Origin of the sequence: Acetobacterium tundrae (assembly GCF_008086615.1) — a bacterium.
Lineage (GTDB): Bacteria > Bacillota > Clostridia > Eubacteriales > Eubacteriaceae > Acetobacterium > Acetobacterium tundrae.
In genome coordinates this window covers 54374-74164 of record NZ_RXYB01000012.1, presented here as the reverse complement: position 1 = coordinate 74164, position 19791 = coordinate 54374, and the positions used below count along the sequence as shown (strand labels likewise).

General features: G+C 40.9%; 16 protein-coding genes. 4 read left to right on the top strand and 12 right to left on the bottom strand.

The genetic code is table 11. The features are described 5' to 3' along the window. Positions 1–313 precede the first annotated feature (313 nt). Positions 314–646 (top strand): hypothetical protein, encoded by a 333-nt coding sequence (locus tag FZC40_RS10735; protein WP_148604170.1) that lies wholly within the window; start codon positions 314–316, stop codon positions 644–646. Positions 647–746: 100 nt separating this feature from the next. On the opposite strand, the gene FZC40_RS10730 is transcribed toward FZC40_RS10735, so the two are convergent. Further along, positions 747–1562, bottom strand: a complete 816-nt coding sequence (locus FZC40_RS10730) for a nitroreductase family protein (protein ID WP_148604168.1) — start codon at positions 1560–1562, stop codon at positions 747–749. A 159-nt stretch (positions 1563–1721) separates the two neighbouring features. Here FZC40_RS10730 and FZC40_RS10725 point away from each other — a divergent pair, with 159 nt between their 5' ends. Next, positions 1722–2054: a winged helix-turn-helix transcriptional regulator gene (locus FZC40_RS10725; protein ID WP_148568401.1), complete on the top strand. Its 333-nt coding sequence runs from the start codon at positions 1722–1724 to the stop codon at positions 2052–2054. A gap of 92 nt (positions 2055–2146) precedes the next feature. On the opposite strand, the gene FZC40_RS10720 is transcribed toward FZC40_RS10725, so the two are convergent. The 6 genes from FZC40_RS10720 to FZC40_RS10695 form a co-directional block, all read right to left on the bottom strand. Then, positions 2147–3403 carry a sensor domain-containing diguanylate cyclase gene (locus FZC40_RS10720; RefSeq protein WP_148604166.1) on the bottom strand — a complete coding sequence of 419 codons (1257 nt, stop codon included), beginning with the start codon at positions 3401–3403 and terminating at the stop codon, positions 2147–2149. A 124-nt stretch (positions 3404–3527) separates the two neighbouring features. Continuing rightward, positions 3528–4490 (bottom strand): glycyl-radical enzyme activating protein, encoded by a 963-nt coding sequence (locus tag FZC40_RS10715; protein WP_148604164.1) that lies wholly within the window; start codon positions 4488–4490, stop codon positions 3528–3530. Between the two features lie 17 nt (positions 4491–4507). Further along, entirely contained in the window at positions 4508–6934 is a 2427-nt protein-coding gene (locus FZC40_RS10710; RefSeq protein WP_148604162.1) for a glycyl radical protein, read from the bottom strand. Between the two features lie 25 nt (positions 6935–6959). After that, entirely contained in the window at positions 6960–8117 is a 1158-nt protein-coding gene (locus FZC40_RS10705; protein WP_148604159.1) for an iron-containing alcohol dehydrogenase, read from the bottom strand. 35 nt (positions 8118–8152) lie between these two features. Further along, a complete protein-coding gene (locus FZC40_RS10700) occupies positions 8153–10600 on the bottom strand; it encodes a pyruvate formate lyase family protein (RefSeq protein ID WP_148604157.1) in 2448 nt (815 codons plus the stop codon). Positions 10601–10924: 324 nt separating this feature from the next. Then, entirely contained in the window at positions 10925–12478 is a 1554-nt protein-coding gene (locus FZC40_RS10695) for a PucR family transcriptional regulator (protein ID WP_148604154.1), read from the bottom strand. 274 nt (positions 12479–12752) lie between these two features. On the opposite strand from FZC40_RS10695, the gene FZC40_RS10690 reads away from it, so the two are divergent. Beyond that, the gene (locus tag FZC40_RS10690; protein WP_148604152.1) at positions 12753–13397 is read left to right on the top strand and encodes a DUF3786 domain-containing protein; all 645 of its coding nucleotides are present in this window, start codon (positions 12753–12755) and stop codon (positions 13395–13397) included. Positions 13398–13520: 123 nt separating this feature from the next. On the opposite strand, the gene FZC40_RS10685 is transcribed toward FZC40_RS10690, so the two are convergent. From FZC40_RS10685 to FZC40_RS10665, 5 genes are all read right to left on the bottom strand, one after another. Further along, on the bottom strand, positions 13521–14336 hold the full coding sequence (locus FZC40_RS10685; protein ID WP_148604150.1) for a glycerophosphodiester phosphodiesterase family protein: 816 nt from the start codon (positions 14334–14336) through the stop codon (positions 13521–13523). A 202-nt stretch (positions 14337–14538) separates the two neighbouring features. Beyond that, entirely contained in the window at positions 14539–15120 is a 582-nt protein-coding gene (locus FZC40_RS10680; protein ID WP_148604148.1) for a TetR/AcrR family transcriptional regulator, read from the bottom strand. Then, positions 15117–16673, bottom strand: a complete 1557-nt coding sequence (locus FZC40_RS10675; RefSeq protein WP_148604146.1) for a carboxylesterase/lipase family protein — start codon at positions 16671–16673, stop codon at positions 15117–15119. The genes FZC40_RS10680 and FZC40_RS10675 overlap by 4 nt, the downstream gene beginning before the upstream one ends. Positions 16674–16884: 211 nt before the next feature. Then, positions 16885–17463, bottom strand: a complete 579-nt coding sequence (locus FZC40_RS10670) for a hypothetical protein (RefSeq protein ID WP_186843769.1) — start codon at positions 17461–17463, stop codon at positions 16885–16887. Between the two features lie 47 nt (positions 17464–17510). After that, entirely contained in the window at positions 17511–18455 is a 945-nt protein-coding gene (locus tag FZC40_RS10665; protein WP_148604142.1) for a tRNA dihydrouridine synthase, read from the bottom strand. 225 nt (positions 18456–18680) lie between these two features. On the opposite strand from FZC40_RS10665, the gene FZC40_RS10660 reads away from it, so the two are divergent. Next, positions 18681–19766, top strand: coding sequence for a phospholipase D-like domain-containing protein (locus FZC40_RS10660; RefSeq protein WP_148604140.1), 1086 nt, complete (start codon positions 18681–18683; stop codon positions 19764–19766). The last annotated feature ends 25 nt before the right edge of the window (positions 19767–19791 follow it).

The following is a 19791-nucleotide window of genomic DNA, read 5'->3' as shown; positions in this document are numbered from 1 at the left end:
CTAACTATCTTTAATTGACATTATAAACTCAAGCTCAATCAATATCAAAATATATTTACAACATTGCTCATTTATTTTCTTCTCATTATGGGACAATAATCTTATTTTATTACAAATACAAGGTGACAATGGTTTTTAACTTGAAAATCTTTCTTATTCGCAATATAATTTAAGCACCGCCTGTTGCTTTTCTTAATTCGTTCATTTACCGGGCGGAAGTTAAATAACGAAAACGATCGTTTTGTATTACAAAAAAAGAAAGGGGAATGCATCAGACTTTTTAATTTATACAGTCTGATGCTAAAAAAATGATATGAGTAAATCAGAAACCAAAGAAGTGATCATTGGCGCATCACTTGAAGCGCTAAAAGAAAGATTTTTATCAAATTTAGATGAAACACGGCGTTTTTCCATTATCGAAAAAGAACTGAAAGAAAAAAACTATGTGATTATTTTACAAACAACCCCCAGTTCAAGATCGGCTGGTGAAATCGTTACCGTAGAATTATGTGAAATCGGCGATAAGCAAACGCGCATCGTTGTAAAATCAGTGCTGGCAGCACTGTTTCAGCGATCGGATAAAGGAGTTAACCAAGAAAACATCAATGCGATCCTGTCAATGCTAAAAGAGGTGCCAGAAAGTTAAGTTGAGTCTGATGCCACTTAACTTTTTTGGCTGGTTTAGATTGAGCAAAATATTTTTTTGGTTATCTGGAAATGTTGTCAAAATCTTTATTTAACTTATCCTATCTACCTTCATCACTTAACCAGGTAACATCAATCGGATTCCTATCCACGAGTCTTTGAAAATGATATTTCGGATAACCAATCATGACGGCGCCTGTTATTGACTTAGTCTCTGGAATTTTTAACAAGTCCAGTAAGGGAACATAGTTTGAAAATGCACACATCTCAAAAAGACCTGCCCAAGCAGAACCAATTCCTAACGTATTTGCATACAGTTCTAAATAGGTAAGTGATAAAATAGTATTTTCCCGACCGTTTTTAAAATCTTTTGGTGCCGTCGCGATAATTAGATTTGGAGCAGAACGAAAAATTCCATCAATGCCTTTTTCTCTATAAGTTTTAATATGCAACGGAAAGCTCCACCAACGCGACTGGTTTTCTTCCATCCATTGAATAACTGCTGCTGTTGCTTTTTCAAGTGTTTTTCTGTTTTCGATAATAATATATGAGATCCCCTGTTTATTGCTTGCAGTCGGAGCAAATCGTGCAATATCGACTAATTTTAATAACTGTTTTCTAGGAACACTTTCACTTTTATAGCAACGAATTGATCGACGTGATCGCATAAAATGGTAAGCAGTATCACTATCAATAACTGGAAATTCTTCTAAATCCACTTGACCAGATAATGGTGTCTTGGCATTATCGATTGCCGTATTTGGACATATAGCAACACAATGCCCACAAGCGATGCATCCTTCCGGTCTAACTTCTCCTGGCCCGTTCTCTCCCATATGTAAAGTTCTTGTTGGACACAGTTCTACACATATCCCACATTTAGTACATTTTTCATGATCAACCTGAATAATATTCATTTTTACTTTCCTCACTTCAATAGTTGTTATTTTGACAGTCTATTATGCTATAATAATAGACTGTCAGGTAATAATTAACAAGTAGGCACTTATCAGTGTGATAGTATATACTTGTATACCGTAAAATAATACTTTGACTAATTTAAGGAGTAAGAAATATTGATTAAATTTAAAGATAAAGAGTATCATTGTTCGATGGAATTAACGTTGGCTATCATCGGTGGAAAATGGAAAGTGCTCATTTTATGGTATCTAGGTGATAAAACGATCAGATTCAATGAGCTACGAAGAACTTTACCGAATATTACTCAAAAAATGTTGACTCAACAACTCCGTGAATTAGAAGGATATGGATTAGTAAAACGATTTGCCTATGCACAAATACCGCCCAAAGTAGAATATTCCCTTACCGATTCAGGAAAAAGCATTTTACCGATTTTAGCTAATTTAGGGCAATGGGGACAAAATTATGCAAACTCCGAGATGGATTAAGAAGTAGCGGCAGAAAGTTTCTTCGCGCTAGCTGACAAAATTCGAAAGCAGATGCTATCTTTATTAAATCAGTAGCTATATTTTTCATCTTTTTAAGCACTGACTTCAATTTTATCAACACTCTGAAATTGTATATCATTTCGAGCTTTTTTTGCTTCATAAAGCGCTTGATCTGCATGCTTAATCAATTCTTCAATGGAGAAATTTTCCGACGGAACAATACAGCTGACACCAATACTGATGGTAAGGGATTGGCACGCCTGACAATCAATTTCGGGAATAATCAATGCGGCAACATTTTCCTGAAGTCTCTTGGCAATGGTCAGGGCACCGTCTTTATCTGTTTGTGGTAATATGACAGCAAATTCATCGCCGCCATAGCGGGATACAACATCAGCCGAACGGTTGGCGCAGAACACCAAAACATCCGCAACCTGCCTTAAGCAATAGTCTCCAATCTGGTGACCGAAAGTATCGTTCAATATTTTAAATAAATCAATGTCAATCATCAGTAAAGACAGCGGTAATTGATTACGTTGACACTTGTTCCATTCCAAATTCATTGTTTTATCAAACATGGAACGGTTGAAAATATTCGTTAAACCATCTCGTTGAGAAAGGTGTTTCAATTTTTCATTAGCTTTCTTTAGTTTCTCATTAATTTTTCCGAATTCAGTATTAACTTTTTCCAATTCATCGTTTTTTTCCTCAATGTTCTTCTCATTTTCAAAAACTTTCACCCAATTTTGGTATCGCATACGTGATATGACCACAGCCAATATCATAACCAGGGTACTGTAAATAATATCTCCTGAGACAATATCCGGAGATGGCTGAAACATTGGTATCAAAAGGATAAAAACGGATTGCACCGCAACATAAATTGGAACTATAATATAGGGCTGAAAAATAGGCACAACCGCAATCGAAATCATGGCTGCGACATAAACGATAATCTGACCATAGGATACCTGATCCAGTAAGGAAATTACAGCACACCATGCTAAGACAAATACAATGAAGATAATCCCCGCCGCCACGATCCCCGTTCCATTCTTGGGAATATCTTTTTCCAGTTTAGTAATCAGCAGAAAAATAACCAAGGCCCCAATTCCCAGGACTACGTACCGCTCAAAAGAAATGATATTCGACGGTATGAACAGAGCTTTCCCTTGATTAATAATTAAAAAAGCGATTGTTAAGAGTTGCAGAATAACAAAAGTTCGTGAAATAATACTTAAATTCGCTGCGTTGGTTCTGTTTATCTTTATTGTCAATTCTTTTCGGTATTTCTCCGCCAGCGGGATATAAAAAATGTTTTTTATGAAGATCAGTATTCTGGAAATCAAATTTTTCGCCTCACTTCTATTAAATTGAGTTTAGCTTAGCTACTTATTTAATATAACAGAAATTAAGAAAAACCACAAGAGATACGCAATGGCATTTCTTGTGGTTTTCATTCATTTTATAATCTCAATGAACCGTTACCTTTAATACAAAACTTTCAAGAATTTCCTTCAGGTTCTGAATTTTTTCTTCCGTTGGCGGCTCCGTTTCAAATATCTTCGGGTCATCGCTGATTCGCAGATATTTTGCCACACCCATATTGTGGTAAGGAAGAATTTGAACGAGTGTCACCGCGTCTCCCAAGGCTTTGCAAAATTCTCCAGTTAATCTTAAATTTTCCTCGGAGTCATTAAAGCTTGGAATTATGGGAATCCGAATCTGCAGTTTTCCGCCTGCCCTAGCAATTTTTTTCGCATTCTCGAGGATCCGTTCATTTGGAACGCCAATGACTTTTTTATGTTGCTGGCTATCCATGTGTTTCAGATCATATAAAAATAAATCCACATAGGGTAAAACGGCGACAATGTTTTTGAAATCTGTAAAACCGGTGGTATCCAAAGCGGTATGAACCCCTTGCTCTTTTAAACCCTTTAAAAGAGCAAGGATAAATTCCGGTTGTGAAAGAGCCTCTCCTCCGGAAACAGTGACCCCTCCCCCAGATTGTTTATAAAAGGGAATGTCTCGGCAGAGCCGTTTCAGCAAATCATCTACCTGATAGTCCTCTCCGCAAATAGAAAGTCCGCCCGGATAACATGCCTTGGTGCAATCGCCACAATCGTCACAAAGGGAACGATTAACATGAACCAGCTTGATTTTCTCGCCGGTTCCGATACTTTCTGTACTCTCACCGACTGTAATTGCGCCTTTTTTGCAGGCCGTCAAACATTTTCCGCATTTTTCCACACCAATACACCGCATGGCCATCCAGCTCAGCTGGGAAGCAAAGGATTGGGATTCCGGACTATGACACCATGGGCAACGAAGCGGACACCCCTTTAAAAATACTGTGGTTCGAATTCCTGGTCCATCCTGAACCGAGAATCCCTGAATATCATATACCTTACCCGTTAGGTCTGATTCTTTCATCATCTGTAGCCTCTCACGGCTTATAGGGTTAATTCTGTCCGACGAATTAAATCATCCTGACAGTTTTTAAAGAGTTCCACAAAATAAGCACTGAATCCAGCAACTCGGACAACCAAATTTTGATAGTCTTCCGGATGTTCCTGGGCTTTTCGTAGGGTAGCCACACTTACAACATTGAGCTGCATTTCCATCCCGCCCATATCAAAATAAGTTTTCATTAGGGCTTCCAGCTTTTCTTTGCCGCTTTCATTGCTCAGTGCCGTAGGATGAAACTTCATATTCAAGAGGGTTCCGTTTGAAAAACGTTCCTGAGGAATACGGCTCACCGATTTCAAAATAGCCGTGGGTCCATTTTTATCAAGTTGCTGTACTGGAGAGATACCATCTGAAAGCGGGTCTCCACCTTTTCGTCCATCCGGAGTAGCTGGTGTCATCAATCCCCATAAAACATTAGTAGCTACCGGGTACAAACCCGGCGCAAATTTACAGCCCCGAACATTGGTAAAATTCGTCACAATATCGGCAAAAAGGTTAAGCAGCCAAGTGGCCCATTCATCAGCGTAGTCGGCGTCATTTCCATAGTGAGGCACTTCGTTGAGGATATATTGCCGCAGATCTTCCCGGTCTTCCCAATTGGACATAATTGCATCATAAAACTCCCTAGCCGTACATATTTTTTTGTCATAAATCATATGCTTCATCACGGCCAGACTATCCACAGCATTCCCGATTCCAACTCCCGGAACACCACAGCTGTTATTCTTAGCACCACCGTTCATGACGTCCTTTCCGGATTCCATACACCCATCCATCATGCAGGATACCAGGGGTTGGGCCATATGCTCAGCCGCCACCACTTCAAACATATTAACCATCGACATCTGCCATTCTAAAAAATATTGGTATTGAACGGAAACGGCTTTCAGCACTTCATCAAAGGTTTCCATTTCATAGAGATAGCCGGTATGGGCCCCGGTTCTGTTTTCGTTGACGTTTCCAAAAAAGTCTGGCATCGGATTATGACCGTCGTTGATAGCATGAACAATAGCCATTGGCATATTCCAATAGGCTTCACCCCCGGACCCACCGCAAGCTGGCCATTCGTCACCACAACCGGCTGGCTCAACACAGCCAATGAGACAGTAATTCCGGGCACTTTCCAAATCCATCCGATTGTTTTTCATTAACGCCGGAATAATCACATCATCATTTTCAAAAGTTGGTACCCCGCCACATATTTTCGTGGTTTCCAATGCGGCTTCCCACAATAAGTCCGGCGTATCTTTATGAATTCGAAGCGATAAAGGCGGATCATGGAGTTCCAACCGGGCAGCAGTCTGAAGCATCATATAGGTAACCGCATTGGTGGCATCCTGATTGTTCTTGTCGACGCCGCCCAGAGTCATGAGCTGACCAACCGTATAACCAGAAACTGCCAGAGTGGTTCCGGATGACCAGATTTTATTCATTTCAGCGACTTTTAGTGAAAATAGATCATAGATTTCCTGAGCTTCTTCCGGTGTCATCCGTCCGGCTGCCAGATCAGCTTTGTAAAAGCTGCCCAGATACTGATCTACCCGACCGAAAGTCGGGGCATGCATATTATTGTGAAGACACATGCCAATCTGATACAGGAACATAATCTGAATGGCATCCTGAAAATTGCGGGCCGGTTTTTCCATAATCCAGTTCAGTGATTCCGCCATTTTTTCCAGTTCAGCCTTTCGACTGAGATCTGAACATGCTTCTGCCTGACGGGCAGCTTCTGCGCCATAGCGCTTGGACAAAGTAATCATTCCGTCACAGACAATCACCACTGATCGGTAAAAATTGTATTTTTTTATGGTACCCGCATCCATTTTCCCTTCTAAATCAGCCATTTTTCCTTTGGCTTCCTCCCTAACGGTCCCAAATCCCACCCGAATGGCCTTGTCATAATTGGTACAGAAATGACCAACCGGTGCCGCACAGATTCCCTTGTCCCCATAAACGGTAACCTGGTTGCCGACTGCGGCAAAATATCCTTCCGGAATATAGGCATCGGTCATGGCACTGAGGGAATTTTTGGACCAGTAAGGTATGACGCTGGAAATATACGCCCAGTCTTCATCATCAATAATATAGGGATCCAACTCGCGGTTAAACAATTGTCCGGCCTCGTTGTCAGCCTTCATCCAGACAATATCATTCTCCGGGAAAAGAGCTGAACCGCGATAAGTAGAAGCCATACTCCCGACGATGATCTCATCCGCACTGATCAAAACCGGCATTTTTTCCGCCAGTTCTTTAAATACCAGTGCGCGTTTTAAAATCCCCGTGATGTTGGGATTTTCCAGATAAAAATCGGTGACGATTTTCAGACGGGCCGTGCAGACTTTCGGCATGGTTTCGCGATAATTCTTCCGCATTTTTAAAACGCGGGTAGTAATGGGTTTTAAGGTAATCATATTTTTTCCTTTCCAGTTTTAATTTTTATTGAAAATTATCATAAATTTTTTCAATTAATTCGGCCATTACATCAACATTAACTTCTTTGACGGCGCAACTTACAAACCAGTTGTTTTCCACCGCTCCTTTGGCACAGGCGACGGCATCTGCTCTGCTGATTCCGAGTTGTTTGAGGGACATAATGCCAACAGCTTTCAGCAAATTTCTCACTTTTTCAGCCGTCAGTTCCGCGGCCTGAAGGCCCGTCGTATTTGCCGGAAAATCCAGGCCAAATGCTTTACCAATGTTGATGATCCGTTCTGGTATAATATCTGCGGCAAATACAATCACTTCCGGAATGGTCAGTGCACAGGCCGCACCGTGAGGCAAATGAAAAACTCCGCCGAATTCATGTCCCAGGGCATGACCAAAATGGACACTAGCGTCTCCAAAAGAAATCCCGGCGAAATTGCTGGCCAGTGATAACTGTGTCCGGGCTTCCAAATCGCTGCCGTTGCACGTTGCTTTTTCCAAATTCTGGGCGATCAGTTTGATCGCCTCCAGCGCCAACACATCGGATCGCGGATTGGTGCAGTTGGTGGTGTAGGATTCAACCGCATGGGAAAGGGCGTCCATCCCAGTTACCGCGGTGATATGGGGTGGCACTGTTAATGTTAATGCCGGATCGACAATAGCCAGATTGCCTGGTTTAACAACAGCTTCCTTGATATGCGTCTTGAGATCAACGATGGCGGCAATCATCGTCACTTCGCTACCCGTGCCGGATGAGGTCGGCACTAAAATCAACGGTGTTTTCATTTCATATTTTTTACCTAATGATGCCCAGTATTGAGTAATCGGAAGCGGATTGTCATTTAAAACCGCTACGCATTTTGCCGTATCCAAGGTGCTTCCGCCCCCAATACCAATAATTATATCAACATGGCTGTCTCGCGCAAATTGACCGGCGGTATCAACCGCATCATTAGTGGGATCTGGTTTAACCCCTTCATAAACAACCGTTTCGATTCCGGCATCATTTAAAAGCTTTATAATTCGATCAGCCATGCCTGTTATTTTGACGCCTTGATCATAAATGCATAATGCTCTGCTGCCGCCCAAATCTTTTGCTTTTTCAGCAATCTGATTGATTGCATCCACTCCAAAAACCACTGGACTTGCTTGTGTATAGGTACTAATCATTAGTTTCCTCCAATTGATATTATTTTTTGAAATCGTTAAAGTGTATTTTCTGTTCTTCGGATAATATCGTTCTGGCAATCTGCATTCAACTCCACAAAATAAGCCGAGTAACCGGCAATGCGCACAACAAGATCCCGATAGGACTGCGGATCTGCCTGGGCGGCACGCATGGTTTCTGTGCTAACAACATTGTATTGAATTTCCATTCCGCCATTGTTTAGATAAGTTTTGGTCATATCTCGAAGCTTTTCAACGCCGTCATCCCGGCTTAATGCAGAGGGATGAATACGAATGTTCAACGCCAGTCCGTCCATGAATTTACTCTGGTCATAACAACAAGCAGAAGTGCACACTGCGGTGGGTCCGTTTATATCTCGTCCTTGAGCAGGGGATGTGGCATCAGCCAGGGCTTCTCCGGTTTTTCTTCCATCCGGTGTTGCCCAGGTATGATACCCCTGGAAAACGTGGTCGGAGGCACTGTAAAGCCCTGCTTTAAAATGTCGAGTTCGGGTACTGTAGCATTGCTGACAGATATCATAATAGGTATCGCAAACCCATCTCATTTGTTCATCCGCATACGGATCAGCGTTTCCGTAATGAGGAACCTCGTGAAGAATCTGTTGACGTAGGTCTTCGAATCCCTCCCAATTGGCCATTACTGCATCATAAAGTTCTCTGGCGGTACAGAGCTTTTTATCAAATACCATGTATTTAATCGTGTTTAACGAGTCTGCCACGGTGGCGAGACCGGTAGCTGTGCCACCATAGGAGTTATACTTACAGCCTCCCCAGGTGGCATCTTTTCCAGATTCCATACAGCCTTCCATGGAAATGGAAAGTCCGGCAAGAGGCGCATATTGAGTGGTCAGATACTCGGTATAATTATTGATGCTGACTTGTGCCTTGGTGATGTAACTCGCAACTGCCTTAAATGCTTCTTTCACCTCTTCGAAGCTTTTCATCTCATAAAGATATCCCTTTTTCACACTGCATTTCTGGCCATTAAAAGCATTGACTCCGTTATTGATGGCCATATTGAGAACAACCCCATAGTGAATGCTGGCATAGGGTGGAGCAATTCCGTTACAGGCCGAATAATCATTTCCGGAGCCAGTGATTTCCTGACAGCCGATCAGGGCATAGTTTCTTGCATCTTCCAAACTAAAGCCAAGTTCTTTCATCAGACCGGGGATAATAATCTCATCATTCTGAAACAGCGGCAGACCGCCCACAAGCTTGGAGGTCTCAAGCGCACATTCCCACAGTTTGTCCGGCGTATTTTTATTGACCCGAAGCGAGATGGTGGGATCATGAAGCTTCAATCGGCCAATCGTTTCAAGCGCCATATAGGTCACCGGATTGGTGGCATCTTCGCCAGTTTCCGGGTCAATCCCGCCTACGGTGGTATGCTGATAGGTATTGCCGATGCCCGTGATCTGGGCAACAAATTCAGGTGCCGCACCGTAGAAACAGTTCGATTTCAGAAAAAAGGCATCTACGATTTCCTGAGCTTCATCCATTGTCAAACGTTTTGCTTCCAGATCGGCCTTAAGGAATGGCCAGGTATACTGATCAAATCGGCCAAAGGAGCACGCCGGATACTTTGATTCCAAAGCCAGAAAGAGCTGATACATAATGACTGCCTGGCAGGCTTCCCAGAAATTTCGAGCAGGATTTTTAGAAATCCACAAAAGTCCATCGGCCATTTTTAACAGCTCATCCCTTCGGGTTTCATCCTGACACACTTTTGCTTTTTCCAGACATGCTTCACTATAGCGCTGAATCATAATTACTGCTGCATCGCAGACAATGGAAGCGGCATTGTAGAACATATATTTATTCAGATCATCCCCCATGAGGTTATTACGATGGGTATCCATAAAATCCAATGCTTCCTTTCGGATGGCACCATAACCAACGTTAATGATCTTCTGAAAACCTGGAGTAAGGTGACCGGCTGTCATCATCATCAATGGAGCTCCCGGAGCATTGGCACAGACTTCAAGCTTGCAGAGCTCATCATAGCCTTCCGGCTGCCATGCATTAGCTGTCGTTGTAATGGTTCTGTCTTTCCAATAATCCCGAATGGAACCCAAGGCTTCAACATCTTCCGGACTGATGGCAAGTTTGAGTTCTTCTCCTTCAGGGTTGTGATACAATCCATCATCCTGAAGCGTCCAGATACCATTCTCAATCATTGACGGAATCCATCCCTCTCCTTCCCATTCAGGTTCAACACCGGAACCACAGAAATTTTTAGATCTGTTCCCAACAATAATTTCAAAATCTTCCACACGAACTGTCATATTTGCACAGACATCATAAATTGCCCGAGGCCGCTTGATCATCGGCAGCACATGTTCATTTCTCTTATAGGACTCCGTGGTGATCAGCGCTCTCTCCGCGTCAGTCTGAATGACCCGGTCACGAATGAGCTGATGCATCTTAATAATGCGTTCAGTTGCAGGTTTAAATTTGTACATTCTTAAATTCCTCCTAATTCAATTGAGCTTTTAATCGTTTTCAAATAGGCTAATTGAAATTAAATACGCAACAAATTTTTCTGCTCTTTCATCACAGGCTGGTGCTTGGCATCAAATAATATTACACGTATTCAAGTTTTATTATCCTTATCTTAAATTTTTGACTGATTCAAAGCAACGTTGTTTCTGCACAAAATAAAATATCGCTTAGTGGTTAAAATGCACAGAAGACTTAATGAAAGCCCGGTTGATGATGGCTTTGACAAACGAAAAAGCCTGAGGAAATCAGCATCACGCAAATTTCCTCAGGCTTTTTTGCCATTATTATTTTTTTAAACCATCGCTGTTTTCCAAGCAAATCATAAAAAAAAGTAATTGCTCTTTTAGTTTCCAGTCATCCAGACTGACCCCCAGCAGCTTTTCAATTCGATTGATTCGATACAATAGCGAATTACGATGCATATGGAGTAAATTCGCCGTGGTGACGATGCTGCTTTCATTTCTAAAGTAGCACTTTAGGGTTTCCAGATAATCGGAATGATGTTGCTCATCATAATCGATGATCTTTTGAATCATCGGATGCGTGATCATATTGTTGGGCATATTCTCCGCCAACAGCCACATGCTGTATTGACTGGCAAATTCATAAAAATGATAAATTCGATCATGTCTGCCCTGATTATCAATAAATGTCAAAACCACTTTGAACATGGTGTTAATTTTATACAATTCCTCAAAGGATATAAAGACCGGGCTGAAGAGACAAAGACAATTATGAATAGTCATAAATTCCGATAATCGATTCAGCCCTTCATTGGACAAATACACATCATCTGCGATGGGAATAATGATGTAAATAAAAGAATCCATGGCAATACATTTTGAATCCGCAATGCTTCTTTCTAAAGATTCCATCATGGTAAAATAATAATCTGTTCTCATCTGACTGTCCCTGACCGAAATCAGTCCCATAATATATCTGGTGTCCAAGTTGAAACCGAGTTTTGATGAAAGCTCTTCAATTTCATTTTGACTCTCTAACTTGCGATTAAACAGATCATGCAAAAATTCTTCATACAATAATCCACGGTCGGTCTTTGACTCGAAAAAAAGATTAAAATTGCGATTCAGTTTTTCCGCAACATAATCATAAATCTGAATGGTATGTTTTTCGAAGGGTTTATCAAAGTCATTGGTTTTATGCATGCCGAAAGTTGCCACGGCATGGCCCTTATTAGAAAGCATCGTGACCTTTATATAATGGCCGCTGATATTCGAGATCATCTCAACCGAAGATCCGGGGGCCTGAATAATGTCACTCATCTTTGGTTTTCCTTTTAAAACCATATCATAATTGGACGTATCCGACCCTGCTTTCATGGATTCCCAAATCGGATCATTCTGAGCATCCATATGCGAACTGATGGCCAGCACATTATGATTCAAATCCAGCACATTAAGGGGCATTTCCACCATTTCCGTGGCTAAATCAATAATTTTCTGCAAAGAAAAATTTTGGTATATTAATGAATTAAGCTGTTCATCGAGGGTATTGTATTGGTGAAAAATCGCGATAACATTATTTAATATCTTTTGTTCACTCAGACCTTCAAGGATTAACAGATTGATGTGTTGGTATTTTTTTAGTTCAAAATCTGCTGGTAAACTATAGCAAAGAAAATTCACATCAGGGGGAACTTCTTCAGCATCGGGTATTTCTTTGGCTTTCATTAAATACAAATTTGATTTTTCAAACGAACACTTGGTAAGATCAATTACCTCAAAAGACTCAATTGTCAGATTAGCATCCGCTCTAATCGTTTTCATACGAATGTGTTTATAAAAATACTTTTCAATCATATTAATACTGATTTTCAAAATGCGCCTCCTTTAATTAGATGTTTTTGAATATCATAAAAGTACGGTATATTTCGTTCACAATCCATTACTTGTTATTTTACATTCTATCATAGTTTTATATTTGTTACACCGATAAATATTAAATGTGTTTAATTACAAGAATTATGTTCTGAAATATTATTGTGATAAGCAAGCATCATCAGTTGTAAGAATTCAATATCTCTGGTAAACTAAAATATCTACAGGGTGAAACAACCCAGTCTCACCAAATTTATTTTTTAGGAGCATATATATGGAGATTGAAACAACTAACAACTATGAAAAAGCCTGTGAGGCCTGGCGCCTGAAATTTCTGAAAATGGATCGCCAGCAGCTGCTTGAAAAACTTCCGGAAATCAAACAGGAGGAGGGATACCTCACCTTAAACCTTTTCGGACAAAAATTCGGGATCCATTCTGAAACCGGGAAAATCATCTCTTTTGAAAATTTTCTAGCGGCGGATCGAAATAATCAATTAATTATTTACACGCTGCTCTGGTACGCATCGCCTCAGGCGGTATTAAAGAATAAATGGGTTCCCTTCAGAGAGTTAAAAGGCGCTTCCCCCTTTACAACGGCTTTTGAAAAACATGTTCTTGTTCCTTTTGCCCAAATCTTTTCCGGCCAGACCGAAAAGCTGTCGATGGCATGTATCGCCCTTGGCGGTGTCAAACTCCCCCATTCCGATGCCGGCTGTCAGATCAAAGCCTTTGAATGCATGCCGATGCAATTTCTTTTTTGGGATGGCGATGATGAATTTCCCGCTCAGGCCAATATTCTGTTTGATGACAGCGCGACGGATTTTATCCATGTCGAAAGCACCGTCACAATCGCCGTTGAAGGCGTTCAGAGACTGGCAGAAGCGGCCGGTATCGAGATTAAAGATGCCCTGTATTAAAGCACCGCCAGAAAATAAAATTGTCTCGATAAAAAAAAGAAGGAACCGTGTGAAAATACAGGGTTTCTTCTTTTTTATGTTGTTACCGACACCGTTACATTATCTTTACTCGACAAGCTTTTTTCACGGCTCAAAATACTCGAAGATGATCACGTCAAATTTCTTCTTGCAATATTCAATATCGTCGGTATCCTGAACGGTCCATCCCACCAGTCGCCCTGTTAATAAATGAAACAGGCTGAGGCCCAGTTTGCGATGAGCATCGCCATGGTAAAAGGCCATGAAATGGGGGCGTGTGACAAAATTTGTACCAAATGAAATGATTAAGAGCCATTGCCACAATTTGACATCAATATCCTTAAGGCTTTTTCGCCCGACTGAAAGCTGTCCCCGAACCACATCCGGACGGTTTTTATAAAACCATCTGACAATCAGAGGATGGAAGGACTCCACACAGTACAGCCCCTTATACTCATCAAGCATTTCAGCCGTCTTTGAACACAGTTCTTCGATATGCTTGGTACTTTTCAGTTCCACAATCAAGGGAACCTGCCCATTCACCAGTCTAAGTACATCTTCAAACAAGGGTATTTTTTCTTCAGTGTTTTCAAGATTATATTTTTCTAGTTCATCAAGGGTACAGTCGGTTATTAATTTATCCACTCCGCATAGTCGAAACAAATTATCATCGTGAAATACTATAATTTTTCCATCTGCGGTGAGATTTAAATCCATCTCAATGCCATAACCGGCCTGCACTGCTTTTTTAAAGGCGGTCATGGAATTTTCAGGAATCGACTTATCCTTATTATGCAATCCCCGATGAGCATAATAACTCATCCAAAGCTGATCATCAATATCCTTCGGTATCCGGCCCGGAAGGAGCATCAGAATATAAATCGAAAATATAACTATTCCAGCCATGATATAAAGTGTCATGTCTCCTCACCTCTACTTTTAATTTTATTCTATTCAAGCTTTCACTCAAACAGTGTGTCATTCTTTATTTACTCGGACATTATCCCAATTAATTATTAAAACTTCATTAGTATTTTAAACGAAAATAATTTTTATTTAACCGGCTTTATTATTTTCCAAACATCCGGTGCAAAATGGTAGTGGTAAATAATTGACGATCGGACTAATAAGCTCTTAAAATGTCGACAATCCAAGCACTCTTGGGCATATGCTGATTTTGTCCATTCGCATAATTTCCGGCGATTCCCTGAACAGCTCCCCAATATGCCATTACCAGTGCCTCTGGATCACCTTCCTTTATTTGATGTAATTTCTGACCATGGCTAATTATTGAAATCAGCGGATTTATTACGTTAAGCTGTGAGGCTATTTTCCGCACATTTTCCGGGGTTGACTCTGAATTGATTGCCTGTGCCATTAGTAAAAACATCTTCGCCGTCATTGAATAAGACTGAATTCCTTCAAAAATGGTTTCCGTAATTTTTTCAAAATATTCAATCGGCTGTGTGATTTCTTCATTAGATCTTAAAATATTTTCGGTGGTATTTACTCCCATCATGACGAGTTCTTCAAATATTTTTTCTTTTGAGCCAAAATAATTAAAAATAAGGCCCGTACTGATATGCAGTTTTTCAGTGATATCGCGAGTTTTCATCGCTTCATAACCGCGGCTGACGATCATATCCAGACAGCATTCAAGGATTTGTTGCCGTCGATCCAGTCTCTGTTGTTCCCGTTTATTCAATTCATTTTACCTGATAAGAATTCGCACAAAAATGAAACCCGAGCGTTTTCTTTAACTTTTTCCATTTTTGATTCAACATCAAGCGTCATTAAGCAGTGGTTTTCTTTTGTATAAGGCTTCCATTGAGCCAAACCATTGCCATTCGGATTACCATTTTTGGCAAAGTTAGTCCAATATTGAGCTATTTGGTCCGATAATTCGTAATCCGCTTTTTCATAAGGCCTCCAGCCATGTGACAGAGTTTTAAATAAATACCCCAGTTCGCTGGTATGAAACGCACCGCTATAATCTCCTTCTCTGATTCCATCAACGCTAATCTTGGTTGCCTCTGATGGTTCGCTCTTATTGGAACCGTCGGGATCCTCCTCCGGCAATTTATGATCAAAACGATAAAGATAAGCAGGTACTCGGCCCAAGGTGTTTTGTATCTCAGCCCAAGCAACTGCAGCGGCTGTCATGCGCTCTGAAACGTGATGGCTGAACCCAGAAAGATTTCCTGCCCTATCCTCAAACAGTTGGAGATATTTTTCTGCATACCCGCCATACGAAAAGGCGGCAATCTTTCTGAAATTTTCCTCAGTAAGCTTCATTTGAAAATCATCATGGGTCGTGCCAATCAAGTAAGAAATATCCGCGGTATTTCCGTTCATTTCAGCAAGTGAGACATCTTCCGGGATCATATATCCGTCGACATTTGGTAGGAAGACGGCTGGCTCTTGCGAATGAAAGACTTTTGATTTTACTAAAAGATCTTCAGCCGATACTTGTCTTAACGCTTCCACTGATGCGGTCTGAAACATCGAGGCAAACTCTAAGCCAATTTTTTCAGCATATTCAAGTGATGGAAAATCCAGAAGCATATGAATACCACCACCACTTTGCATAATAGCTTTTGATATCAGTCCCGAAGCAAGCGGAGAAGCGACAAGCGCCTGTATCGACATCGCGCCAGCTGATTGCCCAAAGACTGTCACATTATTGGGATCACCGCCAAACTCTGAAATATTATGATTAATCCATTTTAGGGCTGCCAACTGATCCATTAACCCATAGTTACCTGAGATTCCCTGTGAGGATTCCTTTGAAAGATCAGGATGAGCCAAATAACCGAAAATGCCAAGGCGGTAGTTTATTGAAACCATTACCACACCCTTTTGCGCCAGGCCTTCTCCATCAAATTCAATCTTATGACCGTATCCGCGTACAAAAAGACCTCCATGCAGCCAGACCATTACCGGGAGCTTTTCTGACGCTGTATCAGCAGGGGTCCAAATATTTAAATATAGACAGTCCTCACACATCGGTTGATCTTCACAAGGAAATTCTTTGGCAAAGAAATCATTCTTCGCTGGACGATCCTGGACACATATATTGCCGAAATGGATGGCTTTTCTTTCTCCGTTCCAGGGAATGAGTGGTTTTGGTTCCTTCCAGCGTCGGTCACCTACTGGAGGTGTGGCATAAGGGATGCCTTTGAACACAGATATCTCGGGATTATTACTTTTCATGCCGGATATAATTCCTGCTCTGGTTTTGACTAAAGTGATTGACATTATCTAATCATTCCTTTCCAACTCTTTTTCAAATATAATGAGCACATGTTCACTGATCATATGCTCATTATATTGTGATACTGAATAACTGTCAAGTTGTTTAAGAGTTAGATGAGAAAGATTATGTAAACAATTGCGAAATTTTTAGCAGCCAGCAAGATATCCGATATCTGGCAACAACTGAAGATGCTTAACCAGCGGTAAGATCAAGTTATAAAAATGCTAATACACCCAGAAAAACTGCGCAAAAAAGTCCGGAAAATGTAAGGGGAACCATCCCGATCCAGTAACTTAGAATTTCATCCAGACGATAATAAAGGACATAACAAATCAAACTGACAACGGTGACAATTCCTACCAGCACCGCGAGGATCACCCCGGTTTCCGGGCCAAAGCGCCCGGTACCAAACAGCACCGTGATCGCAGACAACTCCAACCCGGTCCAGACCAGTATGATCAGCAATTCCGAGGTCACAATCCGCTGAAAGATCATGGTTGTAACCAAAAGCAAAACTACAAATAACGCGGCAACGCCCACCAGAATCAACCATACCGGTATGCTTTCAGAATGCTTTGAAAGTGTAGCAATCCCCCAAGACAAAATAACAATCGCAGCAACGCCTATAATCAATGCCGCCGTAATATACCACACCCCAGCGGATCCAACGGGTGCATTGGGACGAAAAGTAACAACCCACCAGGCCAGATAAAATACGCAGCAAAATAAAAGCAACAGGTTGCCCACAAATATCCCCCAAAGCTCAGCGTTGAAATTACGGAAAAACATCATAATAACCTTCCCTTTCTTTTACTACTAACCCACCATTCATAACCGTTTTAGCTCTCTGATAAAATATTCTGCTCTTTGAATAGGCTTGAGACCGCTTCATCATAATCATAAAACCCTTTTGATTTCTTAATTTTTTTTGCATATTTTGCATGATCAGAAAATACTGGAATCATATAAAACCACAATTCTTTCATTTTAAACAAGACATTCTTTTCTCCGCAGAGAATACTTTTATAATCTTCATAAATTTTATCATGAAAGTCTTTTAGTAATTTTTTTTCAAGTTTAACATTACTTTTAACATCACTATTCAGTCCGGGATGCGCTAACAAGCCCCTGCCAAGCATTAACGTATCCACATCAGGAAAATCATTCGAAAACGTCTGGTAATCTTTTATTGTAAAAATATCACCATTATAACAGACAGGATTTTTACTTAAAACCAAAGCTTCCTTAAAAATTTTCATATTCGGCTTATTCTTGTAAAAATCTTTTTGAATCCTTGGATGAATAATAAGCTCTTCTAAAGGGTATTTGTTAAATATTTCAATTAGGTCATAAAATTCTTCAGGCTGGTCTTTTCCAATTCTGGTTTTTAGCGAGATTTTTATTGTCGCTTGAGAAAATACTTCATCTAAAAAAGCGTCAAGTTCTGCTCTTTTTGAAAGGAATCCTGATCCTCTATTTTTTGAAACGACCGTTCCGCAAGGACAACCCAAATTTAAATTGATCTCATCATAGCCCATCACTTTAATTTTATTTGAAGTCTGAATAAAATCTTTTGCATTATTGGTTAGCAATTGCGGAATCAAAACCAGGCCCTGGTTGTTTTCAGGTAAAATATCATTTAATTCCCGGGTTTTAAAACTTTTACTTTGATTTGCAACAATAAACGGTGAAAAGTATTTATCGATATTATTGAAAAAAGCATGATGAGCATTTCTAAAAATGTACCCGGTCAACCCTTCCATCGGTGCGAAATAAAATTTCATAGCTAATGGCTCCTTTATTCTGGCAGATCCCGTTATTTATCCTTTAATATCTCAATGAACATTAAGGTTAAATGCCGGTGATGGCTCGCCAGGCAGTCTTTTTGACTGGAAATATTGTATCATTTTATTGCTGGTAATGAAAGATCAATTAAAGTATCCGCAAATTTTGTCGATATTATTATGATAATATCCAAAAAGTAAAAATTTAAAGAAAAGAGGAGTATTATGGAAGACCACAAAAACAAAGTTATCAAAACGCGTATTTTTAAGACGCAATCTGGCCAGCACAGCACTCACCCTAAGAAAATGACTAGGGCTGTGTTAATTCTTTTAGGTGTTTTTATGGCTGCGACCTTATTCGGATGCAGCACCTCAACCACAGAATCAAAGACTGCAACGCATTCGGATACTTTAATCAAATTACCTGAAGATGGCTATCAACCCGTCTACGACTTCATTGGATCGGCCACTAAAACCATCGATATGACCATGTACTCATTGGTCGACGCAAATGCCGAAGCCGCCCTCATTGCCGCCGCGCAAAAAGGCGTCGATGTACGGGTTCTTTTTAATTCAAATGCTTCAGATGGCGGTACCGTCGGCATGAATCAACCGGCCTATGACAATCTAACTGCTAACGGTGTCCATGTTGTTTATTCCTGGCCCGATGTTTTGTGGCATCAGAAAAGCATCGTTGTGGACAATGAAAAAGTTGCAATTATGAATTGCAATCTCGTCGCTCAATATTATTCAGTATTAAGGGATTTTATTGTGATCACCGATAATCCCGCCACCGTGACCGGTGTTGCCACGACATTTGAAGCAGATTACAGCAACAACACCATCGCTCCTGTTACCGGTGATGTCCCTTCCGGTTCCGAGCTGGTTTGGTCCCCCGGCGCAGAAAAGCAATTTACCCAACTGATTGAGTCTGCCCGTGCCGGCACAAAACTCTATATTGAAACAGAGCAGTTGGACAGTACACCGATAGAGAACGCCCTTATCGCCGCCGTTAAACGGGGTGTGACTGTTAATTTCACGATGACCAATACCCCCGAATTTACCGATGGGTTTAATACCCTAAAGGCTGGTGGTGTGAATGTCAGTTTGTATCCAAATGGGGCTCCAATCTATATTCAAGCAAAAGCCATCTCAGTCAATAACGACACCGTTTACCTTGGCAGCACAAATTTTACCGCCAGCAGCACCGATAATGATCGTAATGTGGGAATTATCACTCAAAATTCGACAGTTGTCAAAGGAGTTACCGACACTTTGACCAGCGATTTTGAAGGTGCCACCCCCTACTAACCTTTGTTGCAAGCGGCGCGGGTTC